Origin of the sequence: Sphingomonas daechungensis, assembly GCF_039543105.1 — a bacterium.
GTDB classification, from domain to species: Bacteria; Pseudomonadota; Alphaproteobacteria; order Sphingomonadales; family Sphingomonadaceae; genus Sphingomicrobium; species Sphingomicrobium daechungense.
Map to the genome: position 1 here is coordinate 259,561 of NZ_BAABJC010000001.1, position 14,432 is coordinate 273,992.

16 protein-coding genes and 1 pseudogene are annotated in these 14,432 nt (G+C 64.0%); 10 read left to right on the forward strand and 7 right to left on the reverse strand.

What is annotated here, in order from left to right:
- Positions 1–32: 32 nt before the first annotated feature.
- Together ABD928_RS01245 and ABD928_RS01250 are read left to right on the forward strand one after the other, a co-directional pair.
- Positions 33–1,037, forward strand: a complete 1,005-nt coding sequence (locus ABD928_RS01245) for a hypothetical protein (protein ID WP_187714130.1) — start codon at positions 33–35, stop codon at positions 1,035–1,037.
- A complete protein-coding gene (locus ABD928_RS01250; protein ID WP_187714131.1) occupies positions 1,038–1,700 on the forward strand; it encodes a Fe2+-dependent dioxygenase in 663 nt (220 codons plus the stop codon).
- A 77-nt stretch (positions 1,701–1,777) separates the two neighbouring features.
- On the opposite strand, the gene ABD928_RS01255 is transcribed toward ABD928_RS01250, so the two are convergent.
- Entirely contained in the window at positions 1,778–2,806 is a 1,029-nt protein-coding gene (locus ABD928_RS01255; protein ID WP_187714132.1) for an aspartate-semialdehyde dehydrogenase, read from the reverse strand.
- Between the two features lie 148 nt (positions 2,807–2,954).
- Here ABD928_RS01255 and ABD928_RS01260 point away from each other — a divergent pair, with 148 nt between their 5' ends.
- Positions 2,955–3,770: a DUF2189 domain-containing protein gene (locus ABD928_RS01260; protein WP_223276180.1), complete on the forward strand. Its 816-nt coding sequence runs from the start codon at positions 2,955–2,957 to the stop codon at positions 3,768–3,770.
- A 3-nt stretch (positions 3,771–3,773) separates the two neighbouring features.
- Here ABD928_RS01260 and rplS read toward each other — a convergent pair whose 3' ends face one another.
- Positions 3,774–4,172, reverse strand: a complete 399-nt coding sequence (gene rplS / locus ABD928_RS01265) for a 50S ribosomal protein L19 (protein ID WP_345165327.1) — start codon at positions 4,170–4,172, stop codon at positions 3,774–3,776.
- Entirely contained in the window at positions 4,169–4,906 is a 738-nt protein-coding gene (trmD, locus tag ABD928_RS01270) for a tRNA (guanosine(37)-N1)-methyltransferase TrmD (RefSeq protein WP_187714133.1), read from the reverse strand. The genes rplS and trmD overlap by 4 nt, the downstream gene beginning before the upstream one ends.
- A 50-nt stretch (positions 4,907–4,956) precedes the next feature.
- On the opposite strand from trmD, the gene ABD928_RS01275 reads away from it, so the two are divergent.
- The gene (locus tag ABD928_RS01275) at positions 4,957–5,871 is read left to right on the forward strand and encodes an NAD(P)/FAD-dependent oxidoreductase (protein WP_187714134.1); all 915 of its coding nucleotides are present in this window, start codon (positions 4,957–4,959) and stop codon (positions 5,869–5,871) included.
- Here the strand turns inward: ABD928_RS01275 and rimM are convergent.
- The 4 genes and pseudogenes from rimM to ABD928_RS01295 form a co-directional block, all read right to left on the reverse strand.
- Entirely contained in the window at positions 5,863–6,348 is a 486-nt protein-coding gene (gene rimM / locus ABD928_RS01280) for a ribosome maturation factor RimM (RefSeq protein ID WP_187714135.1), read from the reverse strand. The two genes, ABD928_RS01275 and rimM, sit on opposite strands and share 9 nt — an antisense overlap.
- A 251-nt stretch (positions 6,349–6,599) precedes the next feature.
- Positions 6,600–7,040, reverse strand: a pseudogene (rpsP, locus tag ABD928_RS01285) (30S ribosomal protein S16); the annotation flags it as partial.
- Positions 7,041–7,067: 27 nt separating this feature from the next.
- Positions 7,068–8,537 (reverse strand): signal recognition particle protein, encoded by a 1,470-nt coding sequence (gene ffh / locus ABD928_RS01290; protein ID WP_187714137.1) that lies wholly within the window; start codon positions 8,535–8,537, stop codon positions 7,068–7,070.
- Positions 8,538–8,692: 155 nt separating this feature from the next.
- Complete coding sequence (locus tag ABD928_RS01295) at positions 8,693–9,148, reverse strand: hypothetical protein (RefSeq protein ID WP_345165335.1); 456 nt, start codon at positions 9,146–9,148, stop codon at positions 8,693–8,695.
- 61 nt (positions 9,149–9,209) lie between these two features.
- Here ABD928_RS01295 and dapF point away from each other — a divergent pair, with 61 nt between their 5' ends.
- Genes dapF through ABD928_RS01325 form a run of 6 tightly spaced genes read left to right on the forward strand, consistent with a single transcriptional unit; the run spans position 9,210 to position 14,406 of the window.
- Entirely contained in the window at positions 9,210–10,010 is an 801-nt protein-coding gene (dapF, locus tag ABD928_RS01300) for a diaminopimelate epimerase (RefSeq protein ID WP_345165337.1), read from the forward strand.
- Positions 10,007–11,188, forward strand: coding sequence for a tRNA (N(6)-L-threonylcarbamoyladenosine(37)-C(2))-methylthiotransferase MtaB (mtaB, locus tag ABD928_RS01305; RefSeq protein ID WP_345165339.1), 1,182 nt, complete (start codon positions 10,007–10,009; stop codon positions 11,186–11,188). The genes dapF and mtaB overlap by 4 nt, the downstream gene beginning before the upstream one ends.
- On the forward strand, positions 11,185–12,102 hold the full coding sequence (gene ftsY / locus ABD928_RS01310; protein ID WP_345165341.1) for a signal recognition particle-docking protein FtsY: 918 nt from the start codon (positions 11,185–11,187) through the stop codon (positions 12,100–12,102). Before mtaB ends, ftsY begins: the two co-directional genes overlap by 4 nt.
- Complete coding sequence (locus ABD928_RS01315) at positions 12,099–12,713, forward strand: inner membrane-spanning protein YciB (protein ID WP_345165343.1); 615 nt, start codon at positions 12,099–12,101, stop codon at positions 12,711–12,713. The genes ftsY and ABD928_RS01315 overlap by 4 nt, the downstream gene beginning before the upstream one ends.
- Positions 12,710–13,648 carry an ABC transporter ATP-binding protein gene (locus ABD928_RS01320; protein ID WP_187714140.1) on the forward strand — a complete coding sequence of 313 codons (939 nt, stop codon included), beginning with the start codon at positions 12,710–12,712 and terminating at the stop codon, positions 13,646–13,648. Before ABD928_RS01315 ends, ABD928_RS01320 begins: the two co-directional genes overlap by 4 nt.
- The gene (locus tag ABD928_RS01325; protein WP_345165346.1) at positions 13,645–14,406 is read left to right on the forward strand and encodes an ABC transporter permease; all 762 of its coding nucleotides are present in this window, start codon (positions 13,645–13,647) and stop codon (positions 14,404–14,406) included. Before ABD928_RS01320 ends, ABD928_RS01325 begins: the two co-directional genes overlap by 4 nt.
- The last annotated feature ends 26 nt before the right edge of the window (positions 14,407–14,432 follow it).

Here is a 14,432-nt window from a genome sequence, read left to right on the forward strand (position 1 = left end):
GTGAAGCGACATTTGCGCGGCTAAGGGGCGGCATGTCCAGCGGGCCAAGCGCGCAAGAGATCTGGAAGGACGCGACCTGGCTCGCGCAGGCGGTCGATCCGCGCGCAGGGCTTGTCCGGCTCGTCGAGATGACGCCCGACGACTACCGTGAGGCCAGTTTCCTCGACGATCGCATGTTTCAGCAGCGGCCGAGGATCACGCATCTCGTGCCGTGGGCCAGTGTGCTCGGATCGGCGCCGTCAAATCCGCGACGAGACGCCCGCTGGATCTTTCACATCAGCCATGTCGGCTCGACCTTGATCGCCAGACTGCTCGGCGAGATCGAGGGGGTCCTGTCCGTCCGCGAGCCGCGGGCACTTCGGGACCTGACGTTCTTCCCGGCGGAGGTCCGGGCCCGCTTCATCCCGCTGGTCCAGGCACTGTTCTCGCGCTCGTTCACGCCGGATGGAGCAGCCCTCATCAAGGCGACCAGCTTCGTTAGCGAAATTGCGGCGGAGCTGATCCCGGACAACGGGAAGGCCCTGTTTCTCTACACGACTCCGAAGTCCTTCATTCCGGGAATTCTCGCCGGCGAGAATTCGCGGAAGGAACTCGCAGGCCGCGCGGAGCAGCGGATGGCCAGACTCGCGAACCGAGGGGTCCAACTACCGCCGCCGCGACACGAAGCAGACCTGGCCGCGGCGGCCTGGGCATCGGAAATGGTTGCCCTGCAGACCGTCTCGAATGCTGAGGTGCGGTGGGCCGATTTCGACACAGTGCTCGAGGACATGCGGGGCTCGCTGACCTGGATGGCCGAGTTTTTCGGCTTCGACGCCAGCAAGAAGCGACTGGAGGAAATCGCTACGGGACCGCTGACCCGTCGCTATTCCAAGGCCACGCAGTACGAGTACAGCCCTGAGCTGCGCCGAGAGCTGCTTGCTGAAGCCGGGCGAACGCATCGCGCCGATATCGACAGCGCGCTTGCCATGCTCGACGCGGCGTCCGAAACAGCGCCATTGCTTCGAAAGGCCCTCGACCGGGCGCAGGCGGAGAGCTGAATGTATCGGGTCCTGGATATCCTGACACCGCAAGAGGTGGCGGAATGCCGCCAGATCGCGGCTTCGGCGACCTTCGTGCACGGCAAGATCAGCAACCCGCACAACACGGCGAAGCAGAACGAGCAGCTCCACGAGCAAGGCGCATACCAGCGCAGCGCAAAGATCGTGGCCGATGCGTTGCTACGGAGCGAAGAGTTCCACGAGTTCGCCTTCCCGGCGCAAATCGCTCCGCCCCTGCTGACACGGTACAAGCCGGGCATGCACTACGGCGCGCATGCCGACGCCGCCTACCTCAAGCTGCCACACGGCACCGTCCGCAGCGACCTCAGCTGCACGGTCTTCTTGAACGACCCTGGCGATTACGAGGGCGGATCGCTTCACGTGCGACTGGCTGACGCCAGCATCTGCTTCAAGCTCAATCCCGGCCAGGCGATCGTCTATCCTTCGGATACGCTGCACGAAGTCGAAGAAGTGACGAAGGGCGAACGGCTTGTTGCGATCACCTTCATCCAGAGCCGCGTGAAGGACCCGTTTCGGCGGCACATGCTGTTCGAGCTGAATGAGGTTGCCGCGCTCGAAGGACTGAAGATGGCGCCGGAGAATTTCAGCCGGATGCAGCTAATCCAGGCGAACCTGCTGCGCTATTGGGGTGACCAGCCTTAGCAATTGTCATTGCGAGCATAGCGAAGCAATCCAGCTGGATCGCCACGTCGCTGCACTCCTCGCGATGACGAAGGTGTCTACGCCGCCTTTTGCAGGTGCTTGCGACCGAGCAGCTCGGCGATCTGCACAGCGTTCAGCGCCGCGCCCTTGCGGAGGTTGTCGCTGACCACCCACAGGCTGAGGCCATTCTCGACCGTCGAATCCTCGCGGATCCGGGAGACGTAGGTCGCATATTCGCCGACGCATTCGATCGGCGTGACGTAGCCGCCATCCTCTCGCTTATCGACGACCATCACCCCCGGCGCCTCGCGCAGGATGTTGCGCGCTTCGTCGGCGGAAATCTCGTTCTCGAACTCGATGTTCACCGCCTCTGAATGGCCGACAAACACGGGCACACGGACGCAAGTCGCGGTCAGCTTGATCGACGGGCCGAGGATCTTCTTCGTCTCGACGACCATCTTCCACTCTTCCTTGGTCGAGCCGTCGTCGAGGAAGGTGTCGATGTGCGGGATGACGTTGAAAGCGATTTGCTTGGTGAACTTCACCGGCTCGTTGGCATCGCCGACGAAAATGTTGCGGGACTGCTCGAACAGCTCATCCATGCCCTGCTTCCCGGCGCCCGACACCGACTGGTAAGTGGCGACGACCACGCGCTTGATGCGGGCAGCGTCGTGCAGCGGCTTCAGCGCCACCACCAGCTGGGCGGTGGAACAGTTCGGGTTCGCGATGATGTTTTTCCTGGTGTAGCCGACGATCGCCTCGGCATTCACTTCGGGCACGATCAGCGGAACGTCCGGATCCATCCGATAGAGCGAGCTGTTGTCGATGACCGTGCAGCCGGCCTGCGCCGCGCGCGGCGCGTGCACTTTGCTGACGTCCGATCCGGCGGCGAACAGGGCAATGTCCCAACCGCTGAAGTCGAAATGCTCGAGGTTCTTGACCTTGAGCTCCTGCCCGCTGTCGCCGAAGTCGATGATGTCGCCCGTCGAGCGCGGCGAAGCCACCGCTGCAATCTCGTCCAGCGGAAACTGCCGCTCCGCAAGGATATTGAGCATCTCCCGCCCGACGTTTCCTGTCGCTCCGACAACTGCGACCCGATAGCCCATTCTTCAGTCTCCGTTTCGGGATCGCACCTAGTGCACCCGCGTGGATTCACCAAGTGTCGGGATCCCAATTTTTTGGTATGAGAGTCGCCCAAGCGACGCGCCCCGCGGCAGCTCGCGAGACGCGCCCTCAGTGTGAAGGGAGGTCTCCGTGCCCGCGACAACCATTTCCTCTTCCAAGCCCTCCAAGGCCAGCATCCCGGTCCGGAGGATCACATTCGCCGACGCGAATGCGGCTTTGCGTGAGGGTTGGGCCGACTTCATGGAGATGCGCGGCGACCTGATCTTCGTCGGGCTGATCTACGTGCTGGTTGGCTTGGTCGCAGCGACCGCGATCATGGGCGGCGCCTTGCTGCCCCTGCTCTTTCCGATCGTCGCCGGGGTCGGACTTCTCGGTCCAATCGCCGCGCTCGGGTTCTACGAGATGGCGAGGCGGCGAGAGAGCGGCCTCCATTCGAACTGGCAGCACTTTCTCGACGTCCGCAAGCGCCCGGGAATCGACGAGATCAGCGCCGTGGCTGCGTTGCTCCTGGGGATTTTCGTCGCCTGGATATTTGTCGCCAGCGCGCTCTACATCGCACTGTTCGGCTGGTGGGAGCCGGATTCGATTGGCGCCTTCGTCAGCCGGGTGTTCACGACGCCGGAAGGCTGGGCGCTGATCGTCATCGGTAATGCGATCGGCCTCGCCTTCTCCGCCCTCGTCCTGGGCCTCAGCGTCGTCTCGCTGCCGATGCTGGTCGATTGCGACATCAGCGCATCGGAAGCCGTCTCGACGTCATGGCGCGCCGTCCGGGAGAACCCGGGCGTGATGCTCCGCTGGGGGATCATCGTCGCGGCACTGCTGGTGCTCGGGTCGATCCCACTATTCGTGGGACTGGCGGTCGTGTTGCCGTGGCTCGGCTACGCGACCTGGCACCTCTACACGAAGCTGGTCGATCGCAGCGCGATCAAGTCGCGCCGCGACTGAACCTTAGGCTTCGGTCGATTCCGCCTTGGCGGCTTCGCGGCGCGGGTCGCGACGCTCGGCGATGCGCGCCGACTTACCGCGACGGCCACGCAGATAGTAGAGCTTCGCACGGCGGACTGCACCGCGGCGAACGACCTCGATCGAATCGATCGACGGCGAATAGAGCGGGAAGACGCGCTCGACGCCTTCGCCGAAGCTGATCTTGCGGACGGTGAAGCTGGAACCGACGCCCTTGTTCGAACGGGCGATGCAAACGCCTTCGAACGCCTGGACGCGGCTGCGGTCGCCTTCGACGACCTTCACGCCAACGCGGAGGGTATCGCCAGGGCGGAATTCGGGGACCTTCTTGTCGGCGGTCAGCGCTTCAATGGCTTCGCGCTCAAGAGTCTCGATCAGGTTCATTTCTTACTCGCTCTATCTTCACGCTGCGCGCCAGAGGGCGGTGCCTGCGATGCGCCCCCGTGGCGCTCGATCAGGTCCGGCCGCCTTAGCCGTGTATCTTCGACTGCCTTTGCGTGTCTCCACGCCGCAATCTTCGCATGATCCCCCGACCGCAGCACTTCGGGGATCGTGCGTCCTTCCCATGTTACTGGTCGGGTATAGTGCGGATATTCGAGTAGCCCCGCTTCGAAGCTCTCCTCCTCACCGCTGGAGGCCGCGCCCATTACCCCGGGAAGCAGTCTCACGCAAGCATCGAGGATGACCATCGCTCCAAGCTCTCCGCCCGAGAGGACGTAATCGCCGATCGAGACGGGTTCGATATCGCGGGCCTCGAAGATTCGCTCGTCGAATCCCTCGAAGCGGCCGCAGAGGAGAATGACCCCCTCGCCGGCTGCCAGTTCGCGGACGCGTTCCTGGCTGAGCGGTCTGCCGCGAGGGGTGAGCGCGAGGATCGGGCGGCCGTCGGCAACGCTGTCGACGGCGGCGGCGAGCACGTCGGGCTTCAGCACCATCCCTGCCCCACCGCCCGCCGGCGTATCGTCGACGCTGCGGTGCTTGTCGGTGGCGAAGTCGCGGATCTGCACCGTATCGAGCGACCAGGTGCCCTCACCCAGCGCCTTGCCTGCGAGGCTGACGCCGAGCGGACCCGGAAACATCTCCGGATAAAGGGTCAGGACGGTCGCGGCGAACGGCATGCGCGCGGGCTAGTCTGGAACCGTAGTTGCGGCAATCCATTGGGCCACGAATGGCTGAACCACTTCACTGCTTGATCGTCGGCGGCGGACCCGCTGGATTGACCGCCGCGATCTACCTCGCGCGCTTCCACCTCGACATCCTGGTGGTGGACGACGGCAAGGGGCGTGCGGAAAGCATTCCGTGTACCCACAACCATGCCGGCTATCCGGACGGGATCAGCGGCAAGGAACTCGTCCGGCTGATGCGCGAGCAGGCGCAGCGCTACGGTGCGCGGATCGAGCGGGACTATGTGACCCGGCTCGACCAGACCGAAAATGGCTTCTGCGCGACGTGGGGATCTGGCTCGGTCGAGACGAAGACGGTGCTGCTAGCAACCGGCGTGAAGAACCGGCGGCCGCCGATGGATGAGGAGCTTCATGACGAGGCGCTTCAGCGTGGCCTGATTCGCTACTGCCCGATCTGCGACGGGTTCGAGGTCACCGACAAGAACGTCGGCGTGATCGGCAGCGACAGCCGGGGAGTCGCGGAGGCCATATTCCTCCGCAGCTACACGCCTCACGTGACGCTCATCGCGCCCGACACGGCGCTGAAGGTCACGGAAGAAGACAAGTTACGACTGAAGGACGCGGGCATCGAATGCGTGGACGGGCCTGCTCAGGCGGTGGCCATTTCGGACAAGTGCATCGTCGTCGACACCGCCGAGGGGCATTACACCTTCGACAGCGTTTATCCGGCGCTGGGATCCGACACGCACACGCAGCTTGCCGAGCAGCTCGGAGCGAGGCTCAGCGAGCAGGGATGCATCGGCGTGGACGCGCGGCAGCGCACGAGCGTGCCGGGACTCTATGCGGCGGGAGACGTGGTGATCGGGCTCGACCAGATCAGCCATGCGATGGGTGAAGGCGGCGTCGCGGCGACGACGATCCGCAACGATCTGGCTAAAGAGCAGCCGCTGTTACGCTAGGAATTCCGGATCGAGGACGATGCGGCCGTCCTCCAGGTCGGCGACGCCATCGCGAAACGGGATCAGCGAGCGTTTGCCGTTGGGAAACTCGATCTCGAGCAAATCCCCCGCGCCGAAGTTCTCGACCGTGGCAACCGTGCCGACCGGCTTCCCGTCGCGATCGACGCAAGGCAGCCCGACGATGTCGGCGTGGTAGTATTCACCCTCTTCGAGCGGCGGCAGCGCAGAGCGATCCACCTCGATGAGCGATCCACGAAGGGCTTCGGCTGCAGATCGGTCCGCGACGCCTTCGAAGCGCGCGATCGCGGTCTTGCCGCCGTCGCGAGCAAAAAGAAGGCGGCGCTGGGCACCGCCTACGTAGACATTCTGATGTTGGGCGAGGCTGGCTGCGCTGTCGGAAAACAGCTTCAGCCGAACCTCGCCCTTCACGCCATGCGCGCCGGCCACTGCGGCGAGTGCGACGCGCTTGTCGGTCATCTTGTCCGTTACTCGGCCTTCTCGGTGTCCTCGGCGGCGCCTTCGGCAGGCTCTTCGCTCGAAACGCCCTCAGCTTCGGCAACCGGCTGTTCCGGCGTCTCGGCACCTTCGGCCGGAGCATCTTCGACCGAACCTTCGGCCGGCTCGGACGACGATTCAGCGACCGGAGCCTCTTCAGCGGCGGCTTCGGCTTCAGCCGGAGCTTCTTCGGCCGGGGCCTCAGCTTCCTCAGCAGCCGGAGCTTCAGCAGCAGCTTCCTCGGCGACCACTTCCTCAGCCGGAGCCTCGGTGACCTCTTCAGCGGCCGGCTCTTCGGCCGGAGCAGCAGCGGCCTCCGCGGCAGCGGCTTCAGCGTCTGCAGCGCGCTTCGCACGCTCTTCGACGCGCTCCTTGGCCTTCTCGCCCGGTTCCGCCTTCTTCGGGTTGTTGCGGGCCGGACGCTCCTTGATGCCGGCGGCATCGAGGAAGCGGAGGACGCGGTCCGACGGCTGCGCGCCGACCGACAGCCAATGCGAAATGCGATCGGCGTCCAGCTTCACGCGCTCCGGCGAATCCTTCGCCAGCAGCGGGTTGTAGGTGCCGACCTTCTCGATGAAGCGGCCGTCACGCGCGTTGCGGCTGTTCGCCACGACAATGCGGTAATAGGGGCGCTTCTTGGACCCGCCACGTGCGAGGCGAATTGCTACTGCCATGTCTTCAATCCTTCTTCTAAATTTCTGTTATTTCTTGCCAAACTTGTCGAAACCGGGAGGCAGGTTGAACGGGTGATTGCCGCCGAGGCCCGGAAGTGCGGGACTTCCGCCACCACCAAGGCCAGGCATTCCGCCAGCACCGGCGAGACCCCCTAGGCCCCCGCCGCCTCCAAACATTGCCGCGAGCTTGCCCAGCCCGCCCATCTTTTTCAGCCGCTTCATCACCGTGGACATTTCCTGGTGCATCTTGAGCAGCTTGTTCACTTCCTGAACGGTCGTTCCGCTGCCCTTGGCGATGCGGATCTTGCGCTTGGCGTTCACGATTTCCGGCTTGGCCCGCTCCTTCGCGGTCATGGAGGACAGCATCGCCTCCATGTGCACCAGCGCCTTGGAATCCTGCGCCTTGTCCATCGCGCCCTTCATGCCCTTCATCCCGGGCATCATGCCGGCAAGCGCGCCGAGGCCGCCCATGCGCTGCATCTGCTTGAGCTGTGACCAAAGGTCGTCGAGGTCGAACTTGCCCTTGGCCATCTTGGCCGCGAGCTTCTCGGCGTCCTCGATCTCGATGGTTTCGGCGGCGCGCTCGACCAGGCTGACGACGTCGCCCATCCCAAGGATGCGGCCGGCGACGCGGTCCGGGTGGAAGGCTTCCAGCTTGTCGAGCGCCTCGCCGACGCCGGCGAACTTGATCGGCTTGCCAGTGACCGCGCGCATCGACAGCGCCGCACCGCCTCGGGCATCGCCGTCCATGCGGGTCAGGATCACGCCGGTAAGGTCGACTTCGCCAGCGAAACCCTTGGCGACATTGACGGCGTCCTGGCCGGTCAGGCTGTCGACGACGAGAAGGGTTTCCGTGGGCTTCGACGCCTGGGCTACGGCCTTCATTTCTCCCATCAGCGCGTCGTCGACGTGGAGACGGCCCGCGGTGTCGAGGAGGACGACGTCGTAGGCCTGAAGCTTCGCGGCCTGGATCGCGCGGGCGGCGATCTCGACCGGCGGCTGACCCGCGACGATCGGGAGGGTGTCGACGTTTGTTTGGCGCCCGAGCACCGCGAGCTGCTCCTGCGCGGCTGGGCGGGCGACGTCGAGCGAGGCCATAAGGACGCGCTTGCGCTCGCGCTCCGTGAGGCGCTTGGCGAGCTTGGCGGTGGTGGTCGTCTTACCGGAGCCCTGGAGACCGACCATCATGATGACGGCCGGCGGGTTGACATCGAGGTTCAGCTCGGCGGTTTCTGAGCCAAGCGTTTCTACGAGAGCATCGTTGACGATCTTGACGACCATCTGGCCCGGCGTGACCGAGCGAATGACTTCCTGTCCGACCGCCTTCTCGGTGACCTTGTCGACGAAGTCGCGGGCAACGGGCAGCGCAACGTCGGCCTCGAGCAGCGCAACGCGCACCTCGCGCATCGCCGCACGCACGTCCGCTTCCGTAAGCGCACCGCGCCCACGAAGCCGGTCGAAAACATTGCCGAGCCGATCGCTCAGACTATCGAACATTCACGTCTCCCAATCGATGTCCGGCCCCATGTAGGGAGGCAAAACGCAAAATACGCCGGCGGATGAAACCTCATCGGCCAGCGTGCACCCTCGGGCGCGATCATCGATGTTGTGTCTAAAAGACGGGCGCGCCCTAGCGGATGCGCCTGCCGAAATCAACTCAGCCGCGGCTTGCCTTTTGGGGGCTTGCGCGGGCGCGAAGGGCCCCCGCCCGGTCCGCCTGGTCCTCGCGGACCATTGCCGGGGCCGTCGCCTTCCGGACGCGGAGGCCCTCGCCGCCCCTGCCCGTGGCGCACGGTACGGCGATCGTTCGGATTGCGGCGGTCACGCTCCGGGACACGGTCCATCGGACGCTGCGCCTGCATCTGCTGGCGTGGGCCCACGGCGTAGCCTTCCTTCAGCAGCTGCGTGAACGCCGCGCGGGTGCTGTTCGCGATCGCGTCCTGCAACTCCTTCGGAAGATCGGCGAACGTCACATTCGGGTGGATCGCCTGAACATCACGCAGAAGCTGGTTCGGAAGACCGCCGGAGGCGCTCTTCAGTGCTGCGACAGCATCGAGCACAGCCGAAAACAGGATCGACTGCATCACATCGTTGGCGGCTCTTTGCATGTTCCCTAACTCGCGGCTGGTGGACTTGCCCTGTGCCCGTCCCTAATTGCCGCTGCAAGTCATGACACGCACCTTTCACAAGATGCACGGCCTCGGGAACGACTTCGTGATCTTCGATGCGCGCGAAGAGCCGCTGTCGATGGACGAGGCGCTTGCCCGCGCGGTCTCCGATCGGAAGACCGGCATCGGCTGCGACCAGTTGATCGTCCTCGAGACCTCCAGTGTTGCCGATCTCGAGATGCGAATTTGGAACCATGATGGGATCGAGGTCGAAAGCTGCGGCAACGCATCCCGCTGCGTGGTTGCCCTCACTCATGCGAAGACGATCGAGACCGGCGGCGGCCTGGTAACGGGCGAAGAGGACGGCAGCGACGTCGAAGTCTCGCTCGGCGAGCCCCGCTTTGAATGGGACCAAGTCCCGGTCACCTACGCGATGCCGACCAACCCGATGCCGATGGCCTGGGGCGAGCTTCACAATCCCGTCGCGCTGAGCGTGGGCAACCCGCACGTCGTCTTCTTCGTGGAAAATGCCGATAGCATCGATCTCGACGAGCTCGGTCCACGGATCGAGCACGATCCCGTCTTTCCGGATCGGATCAACGTCAACGTCGCCGAAGTTCACCCCGAGGGTATTCGGCTGCGCACATGGGAACGCGGTGCGGGGATCACTCGAGCCTGCGGCACAGGGGCCAGCGCGACGGCCGTCGCCGCAATTCTCACGAAGCGCGCGCAGTCGCCGGTGAAGGTGACAATGCGCGGAGGCTCGCTGACCATCGCCTGGGCGCAAGGAGAGCCAATCCGCATGCGCGGAAGCGCGACCTACGTCTTCAAGGGCGAGATCGACCTGGAGGCGCTCGCGTGAGCGTCGAGACGATTACGTTAGGGTGCCGACTGAACTTCGCGGAGAGCGAGACCATCCGCCGTCTCGCGACCACCGACGAGGACTGGGTGGTCGTCAACAGCTGCGCGGTTACGAACGAGGCGGTGCGGCAGACGCGACAGTCGATCCGCCAGATGCGCCGCCAGCGTCCGTCCGCAAAAGTCCTTGTCACCGGCTGTGCGGCCGAGCTTAACCCGAAGTCGTTCGCAGACATGCCGGAAGTCGATCGGGTCGTCGGAAATGACAACAAGATCGGTAGCTTGCGCCGAAACGCCGTCAAGACGTCACAGGTCGTACCCGCCGGATTTCTGGGTCACGTCCGCAGTTTCGTCGCTATCCAGAACGGTTGCGACCATCGCTGCACGTTCTGCTCGATCTGGCAGGCGCGCGGGCCGAGCCGGTCACTGCCCTTCGAAGCGATCCGCGATGCAGTCGAGCGCGAGCTTGAGCGCGGTGCCAAGGAGATCGCCCTCACCGGCGTCGATATCACCAGTTACGAACGCGACGGCTTGGGCCTTGGTGCTCTTTGCCAGCGCTTGCTGAGCAAAATCCCGGCTCTCGCCCGCCTGCGCCTGTCGTCGCTCGACAGCATCGAGATCGACGATGCCCTGCTCGAGTTGATTGCGGGTGAGCCACGACTGATGCCGCACTTCCACCTGTCGCTTCAGGCGGGCGACGACATGATCCTGAAGCGGATGAAGCGCCGGCACAGCCGCGTGGACGCTGTGCGGACCGTGGAGCGGATCAAGGTCGGACGGTCAGACGCGACAATCGGCGCGGACCTGATCGCCGGCTTCCCAACAGAAACCGAGGAAATGGCACGGAACAGTTTGAAGTTGCTTGAGGATTGCGACGTGGTCGCGGCCCATGTTTTCCCGTTCTCCCCTCGTCCGGACACCCCGGCCGCGCGCATGCCGCAGCTTGAGCGGGAGCTTGTGAAAGCGCGCGCGGCGAGGCTCCGTGAAGCGGCGGCCGAACGCCGTTCGCGCTGGCTGGGCAGTCTGGTCGGGTCCAACCAGGCGGTGATGATCGAGAACAATGGCAAGGGTCACAGCGACGGCTTCGCTCCGGTGAAAATCGACGGCGCGACTCGCGGTGAGATTGGCGAGGCGCACATCATCGGACGTGACGGCGATTGCTTGACGGCGGTGTGGGCATGAGTTGGCTCGACCGCCTGCGCGGCGGGTTTTCGAAGACTGCGGAAAAGGTCGCGGATAACCTTACGGGGCTAACCAGCCGTGCCGCCCTCGACACATCCACCCTCGACGACATCGAAGAGGCATTGATCGCCTCGGATTTGGGCCCAGAGGCTTCGAAGCGAATTCGAGAGGCGATTGCCCGGCAGAAGTTCGACAAATTGGATGAGCGGGGGCTCCGCTCGATCCTTGCCGAAGAGATTGAAAAGATACTCGCTCCCGTCGCCAAGCCCCTGCAAGTGTGGGGCTTTCCCCGCCCGCACGTGATCCTGGTGATCGGCGTTAACGGTTCCGGCAAGACCACGACCATCGGCAAGCTCGCCCACTGGCTGAAAGAACAGGATTACGGCGTCCTTCTGGCCGCCGGCGACACCTTCCGCGCCGCAGCCATCGAACAGCTCAAGATCTGGGGCGATCGAATTGGTGCTCCGGTCATCTCCGGCAAGGAAGGCGGCGACGCTGCCGGGATCGTCTTCGACGGTGTCAAGCAAGCGACAGACACGGGCATCGACGCGCTGATCGTCGACACGGCCGGCCGGCTCCAGAACAAGTCGCACCTGATGGAAGAGCTTTCCAAGATCCGGCGCGTGCTGGGCCGACTGAACCCGGAGGCCCCCCATGACGTCCTGCTCGTCCTCGACGCAACGACTGGGCAGAATGCACTTGCCCAGGTCGAGGTGTTTCGCGAGACCGCCGGAGTGACCGGACTGATCATGACCAAGCTGGATGGCACCGCGCGAGGCGGTGTTCTGGTGGCGGCCGCGGAAAAGTTCGGCTTGCCCATTCATGCCATCGGGGTCGGAGAGACAGCCGACGATCTCCGCCCCTTCGACCCGCGGGCCGTCGCCCGCGCCATTGCCGGATTGCCGCCTGAATGAGCGAGCAAGCCAAGCAAAGCTCATCCTGGACCATGCTGCTCGACTACGGGCCGCTGATCGTGTTTTTCGTCGCCTACAAGTTGGCGGGCTCGGGGCTGCAAGGCTCTCTGGTCGCCACCCTCGCCTTCATGGTGGCGGTGATCATCTCGATTGCCGTGGGCCTGCTTGTAGTGAAGCGCGTCTCGCCGATGGTCTGGATTTCGACCGCCCTGATCCTCGGTTTCGGCGCAATCACGCTCTATCTTCGCGATCCCAAGTTCATCCAGATGAAGCCGACCTTCATCTACCTCGGCTTCGCGGCGATGCTGGGCGGCGGGCTACTGCGCGGCAAGGCCTTGCTGAAGTGGCTGTTCGGACCGGTTTTCCCGGGGTTAACCGAGGAAGGCTGGCGCAAGCTGAGCCTCAACTGGGCTCTCTTTTTCCTGGCGCTGGCCGTTGCCAACGAAGTCATGCGCGCGACGCTGACCTTCGATACCTGGCTCACGATCAAGGTCTGGGGAGTCACCGTCGTGTCGCTGGTTTTTGCGGTCGCCAACATGCCCATGCTGCTCCGTCATGGCCTCGACCCCGAGCGCAAAGCGGAATCCATTGCGGAGACGCCCGTCGAATGAGTGATCCGATCCTGTCCATTCGCGGCCTCGAGAAGACGTACGGCAGCGGTACCCACGCGTTGAAGCCACTCGACCTCGACATCCAGCGCGGAGAGATCTTTGCGCTGCTAGGCCCAAACGGCGCGGGCAAGACGACGATGATCAGCATTGTCTGCGGCATCGTGACGCCAACGGCCGGCGAAGTGCTGATCGACGACAAGAATTGGCAAAGGAACTATCGCGAGGCGCGCAAACGGATCGGACTGGTCCCGCAAGAGCTGACCATGGACGTGTTCGAGCCTTTGATCAGCACGGTCAGCTTCAGCCGCGAGCTGTTCGGCCGCCGTCCCGATCCAAAGCGGATCGAGGAGATCCTCCGCGAGCTTTCGCTATGGGACAAGCGCAAGACGATCCTCAAGGAACTGTCCGGCGGCATGAAGCGCCGCGTGATGATCGCCAAGGCGCTCGCCCACGACCCGGACATCCTGTTCCTGGACGAGCCGACGGCCGGCGTCGACGTCGAGCTTCGCCGGGACATGTGGAACATGGTCCGCCGCCTCCGCGAGAACGGCACCACCATCATCCTCACGACCCACTACATCGAGGAGGCTGAGGAGATGGCCGACCGGGTAGGAGTCATCAACAAGGGCGAGCTGATCCTGGTCGAGGAGAAGACCGAGTTGATGAAGAAGCTCGGCCGCAAGGTCCTGCACCTGCAGCTCGCGGAAGCGCTGGAGACTGTCCCGGCGGCGCTTGCAGAATGGGACCTGAAACTCAGCGAGGACGGCGGAATGCTGACCTACGAGTTCGACGCCAAGGCCGACCGGACGGGCATTCCCTCGCTTCTGGGCGCGATGCGGGATGCAGGCATTGCCTTCAAGGACCTCGACACCCACCAGTCGAGCCTGGAGGACATTTTCGTGGGCTTGATCAATCACCAGAAAGCCGCCGCATGAACCTCCACGGCGTCCTGGCCATCTACAAGTTCGAGATGCACCGCTTCCGGCGGACCCTCTGGACTGGACTCGCGGTCCCGGTGATCACGACCTCGCTCTATTTCGTCGTGTTTGGCTCCGCGATCGGAAGCCGAATGAGCGAGATCAACGGCATTCCCTACGGGGCCTTCATCGTGCCGGGCCTGATGATGCTCTCGCTGTTCACAGAGAGCATCTTCAACGCGAGCTTCGGTATTCACATGCCGCGGTTCACGGGGACGATCTACGAGATCCTGTCGGCGCCCCTGTCCGCGTTGGAAACGGTGCTCGGCTATGTCGGCGCGGCCGCGAGCAAGGCGATCATCGTCGCCCTCGTCATCTTCGTGACCGCGCATTTGTTCGTCGATGTCGAAGTGAAGCACCCGCTGCTCATGCTGCTCTACCTGCTGCTGGTGGCGGCGACCTTTTGCTTGTTCGGCTTCATCGTCGGTATCTGGGCCAAGGGTTTCGAGCAGCTGCAGGTTATACCGCTGCTGATCGTCACGCCTCTCACCTTCCTCGGCGGCGCCTTCTATTCGATCGACATGCTCAAGGAGCCGTGGCGGTCCATCACCTTGTTCAACCCCGTGGTCTATCTCATCAACGGTTTCCGCTGGACCTTCTTCGGGACGGCTGACGTATCCTTCCCGGCCGCGCTCGCGGCGACCTTCGCCTTCTTCCTCGCCTGCGCCGGCGTGATCTGGTGGATCTTCCGCACAGGCTATCGACTAAAGCAGTAGTCGAAGGCACATTGCTCCCCAGGGCA

Excerpts from the sequence above, each read along its gene's own strand:
- ABD928_RS01245 (WP_187714130.1), top strand. The coding sequence starts at position 33 with ATGTCCAGCGGGCCAAGCGCGCAAGAGATCTGGAAGGACGCGACCTGG.
- ABD928_RS01250 (WP_187714131.1), top strand. The coding sequence starts at position 1,038 with ATGTATCGGGTCCTGGATATCCTGACACCGCAAGAGGTGGCGGAATGC.
- ABD928_RS01255 (WP_187714132.1), bottom strand. The coding sequence starts at position 2,806 with ATGGGCTATCGGGTCGCAGTTGTCGGAGCGACAGGAAACGTCGGGCGG.
- rplS (WP_345165327.1), bottom strand. The coding sequence starts at position 4,172 with ATGAACCTGATCGAGACTCTTGAGCGCGAAGCCATTGAAGCGCTGACC.
- trmD (WP_187714133.1), bottom strand. The coding sequence starts at position 4,906 with ATGCCGTTCGCCGCGACCGTCCTGACCCTTTATCCGGAGATGTTTCCG.
- ABD928_RS01275 (WP_187714134.1), top strand. The coding sequence starts at position 4,957 with ATGGCTGAACCACTTCACTGCTTGATCGTCGGCGGCGGACCCGCTGGA.
- rimM (WP_187714135.1), bottom strand. The coding sequence starts at position 6,348 with ATGACCGACAAGCGCGTCGCACTCGCCGCAGTGGCCGGCGCGCATGGC.
- ffh (WP_187714137.1), bottom strand. The coding sequence starts at position 8,537 with ATGTTCGATAGTCTGAGCGATCGGCTCGGCAATGTTTTCGACCGGCTT.
- ABD928_RS01295 (WP_345165335.1), bottom strand. The coding sequence starts at position 9,148 with ATGCAAAGAGCCGCCAACGATGTGATGCAGTCGATCCTGTTTTCGGCT.
- dapF (WP_345165337.1), top strand. The coding sequence starts at position 9,210 with ATGACACGCACCTTTCACAAGATGCACGGCCTCGGGAACGACTTCGTG.
- ftsY (WP_345165341.1), top strand. The coding sequence starts at position 11,185 with ATGAGTTGGCTCGACCGCCTGCGCGGCGGGTTTTCGAAGACTGCGGAA.
- ABD928_RS01315 (WP_345165343.1), top strand. The coding sequence starts at position 12,099 with ATGAGCGAGCAAGCCAAGCAAAGCTCATCCTGGACCATGCTGCTCGAC.
- ABD928_RS01320 (WP_187714140.1), top strand. The coding sequence starts at position 12,710 with ATGAGTGATCCGATCCTGTCCATTCGCGGCCTCGAGAAGACGTACGGC.
- ABD928_RS01325 (WP_345165346.1), top strand. The coding sequence starts at position 13,645 with ATGAACCTCCACGGCGTCCTGGCCATCTACAAGTTCGAGATGCACCGC.